At 69.1% G+C, this 15,010-nt stretch carries 14 protein-coding genes and 1 pseudogene; 8 read left to right on the top strand and 7 right to left on the bottom strand.

Annotated features, from left to right (window positions below; genetic code table 11):
- Both BLR21_RS11890 and BLR21_RS11885 read right to left on the bottom strand, forming a co-directional pair.
- A complete protein-coding gene (locus BLR21_RS11890) occupies positions 1 to 774 on the bottom strand; it encodes a thioesterase family protein (protein ID WP_090005880.1) in 774 nt (257 codons plus the stop codon).
- Positions 774 to 1,619 carry a RecB family exonuclease gene (locus BLR21_RS11885; protein WP_090005879.1) on the bottom strand — a complete coding sequence of 282 codons (846 nt, stop codon included), beginning with the start codon at positions 1,617 to 1,619 and terminating at the stop codon, positions 774 to 776. The genes BLR21_RS11890 and BLR21_RS11885 overlap by 1 nt, the downstream gene beginning before the upstream one ends.
- A gap of 143 nt (positions 1,620 to 1,762) precedes the next feature.
- Between BLR21_RS11885 and BLR21_RS11880 the strand changes: the two genes are divergently transcribed.
- A complete protein-coding gene (locus tag BLR21_RS11880; protein ID WP_090005878.1) occupies positions 1,763 to 2,881 on the top strand; it encodes a site-2 protease family protein in 1,119 nt (372 codons plus the stop codon).
- Between the two features lie 12 nt (positions 2,882 to 2,893).
- Positions 2,894 to 3,721, top strand: coding sequence for a tRNA (adenine-N1)-methyltransferase (locus BLR21_RS11875; RefSeq protein ID WP_090005877.1), 828 nt, complete (start codon positions 2,894 to 2,896; stop codon positions 3,719 to 3,721).
- 52 nt (positions 3,722 to 3,773) lie between these two features.
- Here BLR21_RS11875 and BLR21_RS11870 read toward each other — a convergent pair whose 3' ends face one another.
- Together BLR21_RS11870 and BLR21_RS11865 are read right to left on the bottom strand one after the other, a co-directional pair.
- On the bottom strand, positions 3,774 to 4,520 hold the full coding sequence (locus BLR21_RS11870; RefSeq protein WP_090005876.1) for a hypothetical protein: 747 nt from the start codon (positions 4,518 to 4,520) through the stop codon (positions 3,774 to 3,776).
- A gap of 43 nt (positions 4,521 to 4,563) precedes the next feature.
- Complete coding sequence (locus BLR21_RS11865; RefSeq protein WP_090005875.1) at positions 4,564 to 5,400, bottom strand: Rv0361 family membrane protein; 837 nt, start codon at positions 5,398 to 5,400, stop codon at positions 4,564 to 4,566.
- Between the two features lie 725 nt (positions 5,401 to 6,125).
- Between BLR21_RS11865 and arc the strand changes: the two genes are divergently transcribed.
- Positions 6,126 to 7,925, top strand: coding sequence for a proteasome ATPase (gene arc / locus BLR21_RS11860; protein ID WP_090005874.1), 1,800 nt, complete (start codon positions 6,126 to 6,128; stop codon positions 7,923 to 7,925).
- 57 nt (positions 7,926 to 7,982) lie between these two features.
- On the opposite strand, the gene BLR21_RS11855 is transcribed toward arc, so the two are convergent.
- Positions 7,983 to 8,609, bottom strand: a complete 627-nt coding sequence (locus BLR21_RS11855; protein ID WP_090005873.1) for a response regulator — start codon at positions 8,607 to 8,609, stop codon at positions 7,983 to 7,985.
- A complete protein-coding gene (locus tag BLR21_RS11850; protein ID WP_256334639.1) occupies positions 8,606 to 9,673 on the bottom strand; it encodes a sensor histidine kinase in 1,068 nt (355 codons plus the stop codon). The genes BLR21_RS11855 and BLR21_RS11850 overlap by 4 nt, the downstream gene beginning before the upstream one ends.
- 111 nt (positions 9,674 to 9,784) lie before the next feature.
- Here BLR21_RS11850 and BLR21_RS11845 point away from each other — a divergent pair.
- The 5 genes and pseudogenes from BLR21_RS11845 to BLR21_RS11825 all read left to right on the top strand — a co-directional run.
- A pseudogene (locus BLR21_RS11845) lies at positions 9,785 to 10,426 on the top strand (ABC transporter ATP-binding protein); the annotation flags it as partial.
- Between the two features lie 56 nt (positions 10,427 to 10,482).
- The gene (locus BLR21_RS11840; protein ID WP_090005871.1) at positions 10,483 to 11,238 is read left to right on the top strand and encodes a hypothetical protein; all 756 of its coding nucleotides are present in this window, start codon (positions 10,483 to 10,485) and stop codon (positions 11,236 to 11,238) included.
- Positions 11,239 to 11,334: 96 nt separating this feature from the next.
- Entirely contained in the window at positions 11,335 to 12,390 is a 1,056-nt protein-coding gene (locus tag BLR21_RS11835) for a glycoside hydrolase family 5 protein (protein WP_090005870.1), read from the top strand.
- Between the two features lie 175 nt (positions 12,391 to 12,565).
- The gene (locus BLR21_RS11830; protein ID WP_090005869.1) at positions 12,566 to 13,603 is read left to right on the top strand and encodes a glycoside hydrolase family 5 protein; all 1,038 of its coding nucleotides are present in this window, start codon (positions 12,566 to 12,568) and stop codon (positions 13,601 to 13,603) included.
- A gap of 15 nt (positions 13,604 to 13,618) precedes the next feature.
- Positions 13,619 to 14,497: an aldo/keto reductase gene (locus BLR21_RS11825; RefSeq protein ID WP_090005868.1), complete on the top strand. Its 879-nt coding sequence runs from the start codon at positions 13,619 to 13,621 to the stop codon at positions 14,495 to 14,497.
- Here the strand turns inward: BLR21_RS11825 and BLR21_RS11820 are convergent.
- Positions 14,484 to 14,981 (bottom strand): NUDIX hydrolase, encoded by a 498-nt coding sequence (locus tag BLR21_RS11820; RefSeq protein ID WP_090005867.1) that lies wholly within the window; start codon positions 14,979 to 14,981, stop codon positions 14,484 to 14,486. The two genes, BLR21_RS11825 and BLR21_RS11820, sit on opposite strands and share 14 nt — an antisense overlap.
- Positions 14,982 to 15,010: the final 29 nt, after the last annotated feature.

Genomic DNA, 15,010 nt, shown 5'->3' with positions numbered 1-15,010 from the left:
TCAGCTCCTCTCGCGCACGAACAGCGCCTGCGCCGTCGTGCCCACCGGCCCGGCCACGTCGTGCACCACGCTGGTCGCGAGCCCGACGCCGTCCGGCCCGATGGTCGTCCGGGCGTCCATCCCGACCCACTCGCCGACGGGGCGGCGGTGCAGGTGGACGGTCAGGTCGGTGTTGATGGCGTACCACTTGCGAATGTCCACACGGGACGAGACGCCGCTCGCCGAGTCGACCACGGCGAACAGCAGTTCCTCCGGTGACGGCTCGGAACCCTCGACCACGGCCACCCGCGGGCGGGCCCACACCTGCGCGTCGCCCGGCGTGAAGATGCCGCCCGACACGGAAAGCCACTCGACGGCGGCCAGGTAACCGCCGCCCCAGTGGTCGGGGATCTCCATCGGCACGGCGGACTCCGGCGGTGCCAGCGCGGGAACATCACCGCCTGCCACGGCAGCCGTGTCCGAGGTGACGATGCGCCACGCTCGCGCCGTGAGCACGGTGCGGCCTTCGTGGGACAGCGACGCCGCCAGCAGCTCGACCGAGCGGCCGGGGCGTTCGACCGAGGTGGACACCGTCAGGTCGGCCACCGGGACGGGGCCGAGCACCTCGAACGTGACGCGCGCCAGGGCCGACGACGGGTTGCCCAGCGCCAGCAACGACCGCACCAGCAACGCCGAGGGCGGGCCGAGGTGCTGGCTGTCCGGGCCCCACGGGCCGACGGTGTGCTCGGTGGAGCGGAACGTGTCGCCGCCCAGCGGCAGGTAGAAGGCAGGCATCAGTCGCGGTCCTGGAGGGTCTCGGTGTCGTCCGGCTCGGGCCAGCCAGGGTAGGGCGGCGGGGTGCCGTCGAACGCCGGGCAGAAGGCCTTGTGGTCGCAGTAGTCGCACAGCCGGCTGGGGTTGGGGCGGAAGTCGCCCGTCGGCGCGGCCCGCATGATGGCCTGCCAGATCGCGTCGAGCGTGCGCTCGAAGCGGGCCAGCTCCGACTCGTCCGGCGTGTAGGCGAGGGCCTGGCGATCGGCGAGGTACATCAGGCGCAGCTGGCGGGGGACGACGCCGCGCAGCTTCCACAGCACCAGCGCGTAGAACTTCATCTGGAACAACGCCTTCGCCTCGCCCACCTGGCGGGGCGCGGCGCCGGTCTTGTAGTCCACGACGCGGATCTCACCCGTCGGGGCCACGTCGACCCGGTCGATGTAGCCGCGCAGCAGCACACCGGACGGCAGCTCGGACTCCACCAGCAGCTCGCGCGACTCCGGCTCCAGGCGCCTCGGGTCCTCCAGGCCGAAGTAGCCGTCGAGCAGCTTCGTGGCCGACGCCAGCCACTCCGCCTCCTCCTCGCTGCCCTCGACCTCGAACAGCGTCGCGAACTCCGGGCGCTCGGCCTTCACCCGCTCCCAGGCCGGCGTGATCATCGAACGCGCGCGGTCGGGCACCCGGTCGGCCGCGGGCAGTGCGAACAGGTCTTCCAGCACCGCGTGCACCACCGTGCCGCGCACCTGCGCCTTCGTCGGCCGCTCCGGCAGCCGGTCGACCGCGCGGAACCGGTAGAGCAGCGGGCACTGCTTGAAGTCCCCTGCCCGGGAAGGCGAGAGCGCGGGCCTGCGCAACGTGGTGCTCATGGTTCGCACCCTAGGACAGGGGTCTGACAATCCCGGGAGCGCCACCTGGGTACCGGGTCCTGAGGACGTGCGCGGGAAGCGGCACCGCCTCGGGCGATCCGCGCCGAACCGCGAGATCACACCACCCCCTCTACAGTGCTCCCGTGGCCGCGCGGATCAGTGATCGAGTGGGCGGCCTGCTGCTGTTCCGGGTGGCGGGCATCCCGGTGTTGCTCGCGCCGTCGTGGTGGATCGGCTCGGCGATCGTGGTGGCGTTCTACGCCCCGTTCGTCGACGACCTCGCTCCCGGCACGGCGCCGGGCGTCGGGCTGCTGATGGCGGTGTTGCTCGCACTCTTCCTCGGGATGTCGGTGCTCGCGCACGAGCTCGGCCACTGCGTCGTGGCGCTGCGGCTCGGCCTGCCGGTCAGACGACTGCACCTGTTCCTGCTGGGCGGGTCCACCGAGATCATGCGCACACCCGGCAAACCCGGCCACGAGGGTGCGGTCGCGGGCGCCGGTCCGGCCGTGTCCGTCGTGCTGGCGATCATGTTCGGCATCGGCGCGATGGTCATGAACCAGAACGGTGTCGTGTGGGTGCTGGTCTTCCAGCTCGCCGCCGCGAACGCCGCCGTCGCCGTCTTCAACCTCCTGCCCGGCCTGCCGCTGGACGGCGGCCGGATCGTCAGGGCCGGCGTGTGGGCCATGACCGGGCAACGGGCGACGGGCACGCGTGTCGCCGTGGTCGGCGGTATCGCCGTGGCCATCGCATTGGTGGCGTGGGCGCTGTACGGCGTCGCGGAAGGTGCGGAAGACCGTTGGCTGCGCTTCGGCGTGTGCGTGCTGACGGCGTGGGGCGTCGTCGTCGGCGCGAGGAGCGAACTCGCCAGCGAACGCCGTCGCACCTGGCCCGCCGGTCTGACCCTCGCCGACCTGATCCGCCCGGTGCTCCAGCTGCCGGCGGAGAGTCCCGTCGCGGACGCGCTGAGCACCTCGGCCGGACGCGGTGTGGTGCTGGTGCGGGCGGACGGCGTCGCGGCCGGCCTGCTCGACACCGTGGCGGCCGAAAAGCTCGCCGCGGCAAGCCCTTTCGCGCCCGCGGAGCAGGCGGCCGAGCCGATCCTGCCCGAGACCGTGCTGCTCGCCGACGAGCCCGGCGAGGAGATCGTCGAACGCGTCCAGGGCACCGCCGCGTGGCAGTTCCTCGTCGTCGACCTGGAGGGCCGTCCGGCGGGCGTGCTGCACAGGGAGGACCTGCGTGCGGCCATTGAGAAGGGCGTTTGACACCATTGCGCGGTGATTAGCGCAAGTGGACCGTTCCAGCCGGGTGACCGGGTTCAGCTCACCGACCCCAAGGGACGGCACTACACCGTCGTTCTGGAGCCCGGCAAGGAGTACCACACCCACCGCGGCGCCATCCCGCACGACCTGCTCCTCGGGCAGCCCGAGGGGTCCGTCGTGCAGTCGGTGGGCGGCACGACCTTCCTGGCGCTGCGCCCGCTGCTGCCGGACTACGTGCTCTCGATGCCGCGTGGCGCGCAGGTGATCTACCCGAAGGACGCCGCGCAGATCTGCATGTACGGCGACATCTTCCCGGGCGCGCGCGTTCTGGAGGCAGGGGCGGGCTCCGGCGCGTTGTCGTGCTCGCTGCTGCGCGCGGTGGGGGAGAAGGGCAGCGTCCAGTCCTACGAGGTGCGCGAGGACCACGCGGTCCACGCCATCCGCAACGTGGAGACGTTCTTCGGCGAGCGCCCCGGCAACTGGTCGATCACCGTCGACGACGTGAAGAACCACGAGGGCGAGGTCGACCGGGTCATCCTCGACATGCTCTCGCCGTGGGAGGTGCTGCCCTCGGTCGCGAAGAACCTCATCCCCGGCGGCGTCCTGGTCGTCTACGTCGCCACGACGACGCAGCTCTCGGTGGTCACCGAGGCGCTGCGGGAGATGACGTGTTTCACCGAGCCCCACGCGTGGGAGACGCTCGTCCGCCCGTGGCACGTCGTCGGACTCGCCGTGCGGCCGGAGCACCGGATGATCGGGCACACCGCGTTCCTGCTGACCACGCGCCGGCTCGCGGAGGGCGTCACGGCGCCCAGGCCGCAGCGCCGCCCCAGCAAGGGCTGACCTCGCGACGCCGAGGGCCCCGCACTTCACCGGAGTGCGGGGCCCTCGCCGGTCAGTTGCTTTCGAGCTTGTCGATGCCGCAGACCTTCCAGTCGCCACCCTCTTTGAGCAGCTTGTAGATGATGGCGCCCGACGCGACCTTGCCCGGGTTGTTCGGGTCCTGGAGCCCGGTGAGGCTCTGCCTGAACGTGCCGGTGCTGCCCGACGTCCTGACCTCCGACACGGTGGCCTTGACGCTCGGGTTCGGTGCGGCGGACTGGGGCTTCAGCTTGGGGAACTCCGCCGAGCACACGAGGTCCTTGACGTCGTTCGGGGTGCTGCTGCCCGCGCGAGCGCCCTTGATGATCCTGTCGGTGAACTCCTTCGCGACATCCTCGGCGTCGCTGTCACCGCCGCTCGACGGGCTCTTCGACGACGGCGTGGCCGGTTTCGAGGAGCTGCCGCCCGTCGGCTCCGTGTTCGTCGACGCGGTGTTGTCGCCGCTGCCCGAGTCGCCGGAGAGCAGAACCGCGGCCGTGATGCCGCCGCCGACGAGCACCAGCACGCCGACGACGACACCGATGATCAGGCCGGTGTTGCTCTTCTTGGGCGGGGGACCGCCGAAACCGCCGGGCTGGCCGTAGGGCTGGCCGAACGGCTGCTGGCCGTACTGGCCGGGTTGCTGGCCGTAGCCGGGTGGCGGCTGCTGGCCGTACTGGCCAGGCTGCTGTCCGTACCCCGGCTGCGGCTGCTGGCCGTAACCGGGTTGCTGCGGCGGCTGCTGCCCGTAGGGGCCAGGCTGCTGCGGCGGGTAGGTCATGGAGTTCCCCCGAGGTGGATGAAGCGGACCGGCCGGCTGACGACTACCTGGTCGTCGGGATCTTGATGTCCTTGGCCAGCGTGCAGACCTTCCAGTTGCCCGACTCCTTCTTGAACTTCAGCTCGGAGTCGATGGTCTGGGTCGTGCCGCCGTAACTACCGCTGATGGTGAGCTTGACGGTCGCCTCGTTGCCGGAGACGGTCGCGCTCTTGTACGTCATCTTCGGCACCGGCATCTTCTTGGCCTCCTCGGCCAGCTTCCGCTGCTCGGGCGTCAGCTTCCGCTCGAGCTCGGCCGCCTCGTCGAGCATGGCCTTGCAGGCCATCGACTTGGCCTTGCTCTCGTTCTTCGAGCTCACGACGGAGATGTACTCCTCGACGGCTTTCTTCACGTCGGCCTCGGCGCCACCGCTGCTGCCGCTGTCGGTCGAACCCGAGTCCGGCGACGAGCTGCTGGAACTGCTCGAGCTGCTGGCGGTGAGCATGACGGCCGCCGTGATGCCGCCGCCGAGCAGCACCAGCACGCCGACGACGACGCCGACGATCAGGCCGGTGTTGCTCTTCTTGGGCGGAGGGCCGCCGAACCCGCCGGGCTGGCCGTACGGCTGCTGGCCGTACGGGCCCGGCTGACCGTACTGGCCCTGCTGCTGGAACCCGCCGCTCGGCGGTCCCTGCTGACCGAACGGGTCCTGCTGCGGCTGGCCGTACTGGCCGGGCTGCTGCCCGTACCCCGGTGGCGGCTGCTGGCCGTATCCGGGCTGCTGTGGCTGGCCGTAACCCGGCTGGCCCTGACCCGGCTGCTGCGGCGGCTGCTGCCCGTAGGGCCCACCGGGCTGCGGCTGCTGCCCGTAGGGACCGGGCTGCTGCGGCGGGTAGGTCATCGAAACTCCCCCGATGTGGATGAGGTGATCTTCTGCTGGACATTGTGGTGCTTCGCCCGGTAACCCGCGGGCGAATGGGATCTATCGACCCGCACGAGTGGTTATGCACACGGTCTGAAGTGGCGCTGGAGTTGCGTTCCGGTCGCGCGAAGGTCGTGTCTGATAACGATTGTGGCAACTCCACCGGGAATCGAGTGCGATGCACTGCGCTGTCGGGGTGGTGCGCCGGTCGCGTCGGTGGGACCACCCGGTTGGCGGCACGCCGGCCGGTCGCATCGGAGTCCCGCTCGCGCGGGTCCTCCGACGGGCACGAACGGGGTGGGTTGCGGTGCGTGACCGCCGAACGGATCAACCACTGGTCCACCTGGTGGGACGATGGCGGATCGCCGCCCGTCGCCGGGCCGTGAGCCGTACCAGGCGTGTCCACGGTCGTCCGAGGGGGGTCGCGGACCGTAGGGACCGGGCTGCCGCCCTGGTGCTCCCATGACCCTCTCCTCGGGCTTCTCGCAGGTCGTCTGGCGTGTCGAGACACGAAACGCCGGTCGTGGTTTCTGGGACGCACCGTAGCGGGTAGGCGGTCGCATCGGACACCGAGATGGAGCAGTTGACCTCTGTTGGAGGCCTCACCGTTGCACCACACGAGCGAAGATGATGTTGTGAGTACCCCATTTTGTCGGTGATCGCCGGTACCGTAATCGGTACGAACACGGGAGGAGGGTGCCGACATGCAGCACGGTCATCCCGGCAGCCAACCCGATGAGGGTGGCGAGCTGAACCAAGGCAACAATTCTGCTGAGCTGACTGCGCAGATCAGGTTCCTCGAGGACGAGATCGCGTCGTTGCGTCGCAAGCTGACCGAGTCGCCGCGGCACACGCGGTTGCTCGAGCAGCGCTTGGCTGAGGCGACAGAGCGCGTCAGCCAGCTGACCGAGCGAAACACGAAGCTCATAGACACCCTCCGCGAAGCACGAAGCCAGCTGCTCGCGCTGCGTGAGGAAGTCGACCGGCTGGCGCAACCGCCCAGCGGGTACGGCGTCTTCATGGCACGTTTCGACGACGGGACCGTGGACGTCTTCACGTCCGGCCGCAGGATGCGCGTAGCCGTGTCCCCCGCGGTCGAGCCGGAGAAGATCGCCTACGGCCAGTCCGTGCGTCTCAACGAGGCGCTGACGGTCGTCGAGGCCGGCGGGTTCGAGCGTTCCGGCGAGGTCTGCTCTCTGCGGGAGGTGCTGACCGACGACGACGGTCTGGACACCATTTCCCGCGCGCTGGTCGTCGGCCACGCGGACGAGGAGAGGGTGGTCTGGCTCGCCCAGCCGCTGCTCGACTCGCCGCTGAAGCCCGGCGACTCGCTGCTGGTCGACTCGAAGGCGGGTTTCGCCTACGAACGGGTCCCCAAGGCCGAGGTCGAGGACCTCGTGCTCGAGGAGGTCCCGGACATCGACTACAGCGACATCGGTGGCCTCTCCAGGCAGATCGAGCAGATCCGCGACGCCGTGGAGCTGCCGTTCCTGCACGCCGACCTGTTCCGCGAGTACGAGCTGCGCCCGCCCAAGGGAGTGCTGCTCTACGGCCCTCCCGGCTGCGGCAAGACGCTCATCGCCAAGGCGGTGGCGAACTCCCTGGCCAAGAAGGTGCGGGAGATCCGCGGCGAGACCGACAAGCAGGCCAAGTCCTACTTCCTCAACATCAAGGGCCCCGAGCTCCTCAACAAGTTCGTCGGTGAGACCGAGCGGCACATCCGCCTGATCTTCCAGCGGGCTCGTGAGAAGGCGTCCGACGGCACCCCCGTGATCGTGTTCTTCGACGAGATGGACTCGATCTTCCGCACCCGTGGTTCGGGTGTGTCGTCCGACGTCGAGACGACGATCGTGCCCCAGCTCCTCGCCGAGATCGACGGCGTCGAGGGCCTGGAGAACGTCATCGTCATCGGCGCCTCCAACCGCGAGGACATGATCGACCCGGCGATCCTCCGCCCCGGCCGGCTCGACGTGAAGATCAAGATCGAGCGACCGGACGCCGAGGGCGCGAAGGACATCTTCAACAAGTACCTGACGCCCAACCTCCCGCTGCACGCCGACGACCTCGCCGAGTTCGGCGGGGACCCGAAGGCCTGCATCGAGGGCATGGTGCAGCACACCGTGGAGCGCATGTACGAGGAGTCCGAGGACAACCGGTTCCTGGAGGTCACCTACGCCAACGGTGACAAGGAGGTCCTGTACTTCCGGGACTTCAACTCCGGCGCCATGATCCAGAACATCGTCGACAGGGCGAAGAAGGCGGCGATCAAGTCGTTGCTGGACACCAAGCAGCCCGGACTCTCCGTCCGGCACCTGCAGGGCGCCATCCTCGACGAGTTCGCCGAGAACGAGGACCTGCCGAACACGACGAACCCGGACGACTGGGCTCGCATCTCGGGCAAGAAGGGCGAGCGGATCGTCTACATCCGCACGCTCGTCACCGGGAAGAACCAGGACGCCGGCCGCGCGATCGACACGGCCACGAACACCGGCACGTATCTGTAACCAGCTCTGTCGAAGGAACCGCCCCGGTCGCTGCACACGGCCGGGGCGGTTCCGCGTTCACACCAGGCCGGACTCGTAGGCCGCGATCACGAGCTGGGCGCGGTCGCGGGCGTGCAGCTTCGCCAGCAGGTTCCCGATGTGCGTCTTCACGGTGCCGGTGCTGACGTGCAGCTCGGCCATGATCTCCGCGTTGGACCGCCCGCGGGCGATCAGCAGCAGCACCTCCTTCTCCCGCTCGGTCAGGCGCTCCAGTCCGCGCACCACCGGCGAGGAGGGCCGCCGGACGAACTCCGAGATGAGCCGGCGTGTGACCGTCGGCGACAGCAGCGACTCGCCGGACGCCACCACGCGGATCGCGGCGAGCAGCTCGGCCGGTGGCGTGTCCTTGAGCAGGAAGCCCGAGGCGCCGGCCCGCAGCGCCCCGAAGACGTACTCGTCGAGGTCGAACGTCGTCAACACGAGCACGCGCGGCCCGTCGAGCAGCCGGGTGGCCTCGATGCCGTCCATCTCGGGCATGCGGATGTCCATCAGCACGACGTCCGGTTCCAGTTCGGACGCCAGCGCGACGGCCTCCGCGCCGGTGCCGGCCTCGCCCACCACGGTGAGGTCCGGTTCGTGGTCGACCAGCATCCGGAAGCTGGCGCGCAGCAACGCCTGGTCGTCGGCGATCAGCACGCGGGTCATCGTCGCGGGAGTTCCGCGACGACCCGGAAACCACCGGCGGGACCGGGGCCCGCGCTGAACGTGCCGCCGTAGACGGCCACGCGTTCGCGCATGCCGATCAACCCGTGCCCCACTCCGAGCTCCTTCACCCCAGGCCCGTCGTCCGCCACCTCGACGCGGACGGCTTCCGGTGTCACGTCTACCAGCACCGTGCACGACGCGGGCGCCGCGTGCTTCACGACGTTCGTCAGCGCCTCCTGCACGATCCGGTACGCCGACAACCCGAGGCCTTCCGGCACAGCGGCATCACCACGCACGTCCAGCGTGACGCGCACGCCCGCGAGTGACGCGCGGTCGGCCAGGCCGGCGAGCCCGCCGAGGCCGGGGGAGGGTGCCAGGTCGGCGTCGGAGCGCAGCACGCCCAGCAGGCCGCGCATCTCGGTGAGCGCCGCCCGGCTGGTCTCCGAGATCACCTGCAACGCCTCGTACGCGTGCTCGGTTGACCGCACGTGTGCGGCGTTCGCGGCCTGCACGGTGATCAGGGACAGGTTGTGCGCCACCACGTCGTGCAGTTCGCGGGCGATGCGCAGGCGTTCGTCGGAGAGGGCCTGTTCGGCCTGTTGCGCGGTTTCCCGCGCGAGGAACGACCGCCGCATCCGGGTCGTGTAGCCGATGACCCAGACCGCGCTCATCGCCGCGAGGACGACCAGCACGTTCTCCGGTTCGCCGCCGGAGACGCCGGCGATCGCGACCACGGCGCCCGTGAGTCCGGCGAGCGACCAGGTCCGGGAACGGTCGACGGCCACGGTGTAGAGCGCGAAGCACACGGCTCCTACCGGGGCGCCGAGCGCCTCCGCCGGCAGCACCCGGGCGATCACCACCGCCGCCGTGGCGACCGTGGTGACCACCAGGGCGGTCACGGGCCAGATCCGGCGGACCGCGACGGGCAGCGCGACGAGGAGGGCGCCGGGGACGACGAGCCACCACGGCTGCTCCTGGTGCTCCAGCATCGCGTAGCCCACGAGAACGCCGATCACCACCGCCGCGGTGACGTCGACCAGGTAGAGGTGCAGTCTTGCGATCACGACGCCGACGGTAACGAGCGTGCGTCCGAACCGCCTCGGACCACGGTCCGATTGCCGGGATCGGAGCACGGGCCGATCTCTTCCCGCAGGATTCGGCCGACTCTCTTCCACATGATCGAGGTACGGAACCTGACGAAGAGATACGGGGACACGACGGCGGTCGAGGACCTGTCGTTCACCGTCCACCCCGGACTGGTGACGGGCTTCCTCGGCCCGAACGGCGCCGGCAAGTCCACGACGATGCGGATGATCCTCGGCCTGGACCGGCCCACGGGCGGTGAGGCCCTGATCGCCGGCCGGCGTTACCAGGACCTGGACCGGCCGTTGCGGCACGTCGGCGCGTTGCTCGACCCCGCCGCCGTGCACCACGGCCGCAAGGCGCTCGACCACCTGCGCTGGCTCGCCGCGAGCAACGGCATCGGCGGCGAGCGCGCGGTCGAGCTGCTGGAACAGGTCGGCCTGGGAGGCGTGCGGCACAAGCGGATCAGGGCGTTGTCGCTCGGCATGAAGCAACGGCTGGGCGTCGCGGCGGCACTGCTCGGCGACCCCGCGGTGCTGATGTTCGACGAGCCGGTGAACGGCCTCGACCCCGAGGGCGTGCGGTGGATCCGCGACCTGATGCGCGGGCTCGCGAAGGAGGGCCGCACGGTCTTCGTCTCCAGCCACCTGATGAGCGAGATGGCCCTGACCGCGGACCACGTCGTGATCGTCGCGAGAGGACAGCTGGTCAAGGAGACGCCGATGGAGGCGTTGACCCGCAACGGTTCACTGGAGGATGCCTACCTCGAACTCACCTCCGGGAGGGGACTGTGAAGAACGCGCTCGCCGCGGAGTGGCTGAAACTCCGGACCGTCCGCGCGTCGTACGGGCTGGCCGGTTCCGTCGGCCTGATGGTGGTCGCCGGCGCGCTGCTGTCGTGGCTGATCGTCCAGGACTACGACACGTCCCCGGCCGCTGAGCAGGTGCGGTTCGCGTCCGCCGACAACAGCGTGGTGATCACGCCGGTCGTCCAGTTCCTCGTCGCCGCGCTCGGTGCCCTGGTCGCCACCTCCGATCCGAGGCTGACCGCGCTGACCGCGGTGCCGGACCGCAAACGCCTGCTGACCGCCAAGACCGCGCTCGTCGCCGCCGTGTCCGTGGTGATCGGCGTCGTCACGCTCGCCCTCAGCCTGGGCGGCAGCCGGCTGATCATGGGGGACCGGCCGCCACCGATCGCGCCCTGGGACGCCCTGGGTGACGTGCTGCCGTGGGCCGGTGCCGCCGTGCTGTCGATCCTGGTGACGGGTCTGGCCGGCCTCGGGATCGGTCTCGCGGTGAGGTCGACGGCCGTCACGATCGTCGTGGTGGGCGTGCTGCTGTGGGGTCTGCCCGCGATCACGCCGATGCTGCCGGAGCCGTGGAACATGGACGCGTCCGCGGTGATGGTCCCGTACCTGGTGTGGGAGGTCGCGGGCGTCATCGACGACGCGCCGCTGGGTCCATCGGCCGCCGTTGCAGTTTTGGCACTTTACGCACTGGTGACTCTGGGTACCGGAACAGTGACTCTTCTGCGACAAGACGCTTGACTCGCTCTGGGGGCGGCCCTATGGTCATCTATACCTTTAACGGTAAGGAAACTTACCTAACTAATCCGCCGCCAGCAGTCCGAGAGGAGACGCTGTATGTCTTGGCAGAAGTCTGTGGTGGCGCTCGCCGCGGCAGTCGTGCTCCCGCTGACCGGTGTGATGGCGGGTAGTTCGGTCGCCGCCGCTCCCGAGGGCGACTTCGCCGCTGCCGCGCTGCCGCCGGGTTCGCCCGCGGCGGTCAACGGTCAGCTCAAGGTCTGTGGCGTCAAGCTGTGCAACAAGAACGGCAAGCAGATCCAGTTGCGCGGCATGAGCACGCACGGCATCCAGTGGTACTCCCAGTGCGTGAAGACCGCGTCCCTGGACGCGCTTGCAGGCGACTGGAAGGCGGACGTCCTCCGCATCTCGATGTACATCCAGGAAGGTGGCTACGAGAGCAACCCTCGCAAGTTCACCGACATGGTGCACGGCTACATCGAGGAGGCCACGAAGCGCGGCCTGTACGCGCTCGTCGACTGGCACCAGCTCTCGCCGGGCGACCCGAACCACAACACCGCGCGCGCCAAGACCTTCTTCAAGGAGATCGCGCAGCGGCACAAGAACAAGACGAACATCATCTACGACATCGCCAACGAGCCGAACGGCGTGACGTGGTCGCGGGTCAAGAGCTACGCGGAGGCCGTCATCCCGACGATCCGCGCGGAGGACCCGGACAGCCTCGTGCTCGTCGGCACGCACGGCTGGTCGACGTTCGGCCTGTCCGACGGCAGGAACATCAACGAGGTCAGCCAGAACAGGGTCAACGCCTCGAACCTGATGTACACGTTCCACTTCTACGCGAAGGACCACCGCGACTCGTACCTCAACGCGTTGCGCACGGTCTCGCGCCAGGTGCCGGTCTTCGTCACCGAGTTCGGTTCGCAGGAGGCCTCCGGTGACGGTCCCAACGACTTCACCATGGCGAACAAGTTCATCTCGTTCATGAAGGAGGCGAAGATCTCCTGGACCAACTGGAACTTCTCCGACGACCACCGCACGGGCGCGGTGTTCAAGAGCGGCACGTGCTCCGGGAGCAGCTTCTCCGGTGAGGGTCGCCTGAAGGACTCCGGCAAGTGGGTGCGCAACCACATCCGCACGGCGGACGACTTCTGATCTGCCTGATCGACCGGCCCCGGCGGGCCAGTGGGACGGCGGTCCTCCGGGGCCGCCGTTCTTCGTTGTACCGCTTGCCCTTTGGGGCATTTCAAGCGCCGTATGTTGACCATCCACGCTCGGGTGGGGGAGTTTTCGTGCATCGCCGCCGAAGTGGTCTAGAGGGGATGCACGAATGGCTTGGCAGAAGTCTGTCCTGGCGCTCGCAGCGGCGGTCGCGCTCCCGTTGAGCGGTCTCGCGGTGGGTGCCACCACCGCCGCGGCCGCGCTGCCGCCGGGTTCGCCCGCGGCGGTCAACGGTCAGCTGAAGGTCTGTGGCGTCAAGCTGTGCAACAAGAACGGCAACCAGATCCAGCTGCGCGGCATGAGCACGCACGGCATCCAGTGGTTCAACGGCTGCAACAAGTCCCAGTGGTGGGACGCGCTGCAGAACGACTGGAAGGCCGACTTCGTCCGCGTCGCGATGTACGTCGCGAAAGGCGAGGGCGGCTACGAGACCAACCCGCGCAAGTTCACGGACCTGATGCACAGCTACATCGAGGAAGCGACCAGGCGCGGTCTCTACGTCCTGGTCGACTGGCACCAGCTCAACCCCGGCGACCCGAACGTCTACACGGCCAAGGCGAAGACGTTCTTCAAGGAGATCGCGCAGCGGCACAAGAACAAGACGAACATCATCTACGACATCGCGAACGAACCGAACCACGTGTCGTGGGCGAGGATCAAGTCCTACGCCGAGCAGATGATCCCGGTCATCCGCGCGGAGGACCCGGACAGCCTGATCATCTCCGGCACGAACAGCTGGTCGACGTTCGGGCATTCCGAACAGCAGGATCCGGCCGTGGTGCTGAACAACAGGGTCAAGGCGACGAACTTCATGTACTCGTTCCACTTCTACGCGAACGAGCACAGGGACTCGCACCTCGCGGTCCTGGACCGCGTGTCCAGCCAGGTCCCGGTCTTCGTGACGGAGTTCGGCACGCAGGACGCCAGCGGTGACGGCCCGAACGACTTCACCATGTCGAAGAAGTACGTCGACCTGATGGCCCGCAAGAAGATCTCGTGGGCGAACTGGAACTTCTCGGACGACAAGCGTTCGGGTGCGGTGTTCAAGGCCGGCACCTGCTCGGGCACGTCGTTCAGCGGCACGAGCAGGCTCAAGCCGGCCGGCGTCTGGATGCGGAACGTCGTGCGGTCGCCCGACCAGTGGTGACCTACCTTTGACGGCATGGCTCAACTAGCGCTCGGTCTCGCGTCCCTCGGTCGTCCCGCGTACATCAACCTCGGCCGAGAGGGCGCGTTGCCGGTCGTGCGCGATGTCGAGTCCATGCGCGCGCAGTGCCACCTCGTGCTCGACGCGGCCTACGAACTGGGCATCCGCTGGGTCGACGCGGCCCGTTCGTACGGACTGTCGGAGGCCTTCCTGTCGTCGTGGCTGCCCGGCCACGACGACGTGACGGTCTCCAGCAAGTGGGGTTACGCCTACACCGCGGACTGGCGGCCCGACGCCGAGGTGCACGAGGTCAAGGAGCACTCGCTCGCCCGGTTCGCCCGGCAGTGGCAGGAGACCTCGGCCCTGCTGCCCCGAGTCGATCTCTACCAGGTGCACTCGCTGACGGTCGACAGCCCGTTGTTCGCCGACCGCGCGCTGCAGGAGGCGATGGCCGGGATCGGTGTGCCGCTGGGGTTCTCGACGTCCGGGCCGCGGCAGGCCGACGCCATCCGCAAAGCCGTGGACCTCGGCATCTTCCGTTCCGTCCAGTCCACCTGGAACCTGCTGGAGACCTCGGCCGGGGAGGCGCTGCGGGAGGCGCACGACGCCGGGCTGCGGGTGATCGTCAAGGAGGGCGTGGCCAACGGACGGCTCGTCGTGGAGCCGCCGCAAGCGGTTGCGGCACAGGCGAAGGCGCTGGGTGTCGGACCGGACGCGGTCGCGCTGGCGGCGATCGTGCGGCAGCCGTGGGCGGACGTCGTGCTGTCCGGCGCGGCGAGTCCGGAGCAGCTGCGGTCCAATGTGGATGCTTTGCGCGTCGATGTGGACCTGCCGGACCTGGCCGAGCCCGCCGAGCAGTACTGGAAGATCCGTTCCGGACTTACCTGGAACTAGTGCGGCGCAACCACTCCTGGGCCACGACCCGGCCGTCCGGGACGAGCGGCCAGCCAGGATCCTCGATCTTGCCGCGTAGCTCGTCCAGGCTCATCCACCCGCCCCAGGCGACCTCCTCCGGCTGGTGGGTGAACGGGCCGTCGGAGCGCGTCTCGTAGATCCACGCGTGGTAGCGCGTCCGCTCGTCGACGTAGGTGGTCTGGAAGAGGAACGTGAGCGGTGTCTCGGCGCCCAGTTCCTCGCGCAGCTCGCGGACCGCCGCCTCCCCGGGGGTCTCGCCCGCGTCGATCACACCGCCGGCCGTGCAGTCGTAGAGGCCGGGGAAGATGTCCTTGATGTCGGTGCGGCGGTGTACGTAGACGCGCTCGCCGTTCAGGGACAGCACGACGATCGTGGCGCAGCCGTGCCAGAGGTTCTCCGCGCGCATCCGCTCGCGGGTCACCTCGCCGACCACGTTCGCGGCCTCGTCGTAGAGGTTGATCATCCCCGTGTCCTCCTGTGGTCGTACGCGAG

The sequence above is a fragment of the Lentzea albidocapillata subsp. violacea genome, from assembly GCF_900100275.1.
In the GTDB taxonomy this organism is placed as follows: domain Bacteria; phylum Actinomycetota; class Actinomycetes; order Mycobacteriales; family Pseudonocardiaceae; genus Lentzea; species Lentzea violacea.
The sequence above is the reverse complement of the archived record's forward strand: the minus strand, read 5'-3'. Positions and strand labels throughout refer to the sequence as shown.

What these genes read in the sequence shown, in the direction of transcription:
- BLR21_RS11890 (WP_090005880.1), bottom strand. Translation starts at nt 774, where the DNA reads ATGCCTGCCTTCTACCTGCCGCTGGGCGGCGACACGTTCCGCTCCACC.
- BLR21_RS11885 (WP_090005879.1), bottom strand. Translation starts at nt 1,619, where the DNA reads ATGAGCACCACGTTGCGCAGGCCCGCGCTCTCGCCTTCCCGGGCAGGG.
- BLR21_RS11870 (WP_090005876.1), bottom strand. Translation starts at nt 4,520, where the DNA reads ATGACCTACCCGCCGCAGCAGCCTGGCCCCTACGGGCAGCAGCCGCCG.
- BLR21_RS11865 (WP_090005875.1), bottom strand. Translation starts at nt 5,400, where the DNA reads ATGACCTACCCGCCGCAGCAGCCCGGTCCCTACGGGCAGCAGCCGCAG.
- arc (WP_090005874.1), top strand. Translation starts at nt 6,126, where the DNA reads ATGCAGCACGGTCATCCCGGCAGCCAACCCGATGAGGGTGGCGAGCTG.
- BLR21_RS11855 (WP_090005873.1), bottom strand. Translation starts at nt 8,609, where the DNA reads ATGACCCGCGTGCTGATCGCCGACGACCAGGCGTTGCTGCGCGCCAGC.
- BLR21_RS11835 (WP_090005870.1), top strand. Translation starts at nt 11,335, where the DNA reads ATGTCTTGGCAGAAGTCTGTGGTGGCGCTCGCCGCGGCAGTCGTGCTC.
- BLR21_RS11830 (WP_090005869.1), top strand. Translation starts at nt 12,566, where the DNA reads ATGGCTTGGCAGAAGTCTGTCCTGGCGCTCGCAGCGGCGGTCGCGCTC.
- BLR21_RS11825 (WP_090005868.1), top strand. Translation starts at nt 13,619, where the DNA reads ATGGCTCAACTAGCGCTCGGTCTCGCGTCCCTCGGTCGTCCCGCGTAC.
- BLR21_RS11820 (WP_090005867.1), bottom strand. Translation starts at nt 14,981, where the DNA reads ATGATCAACCTCTACGACGAGGCCGCGAACGTGGTCGGCGAGGTGACC.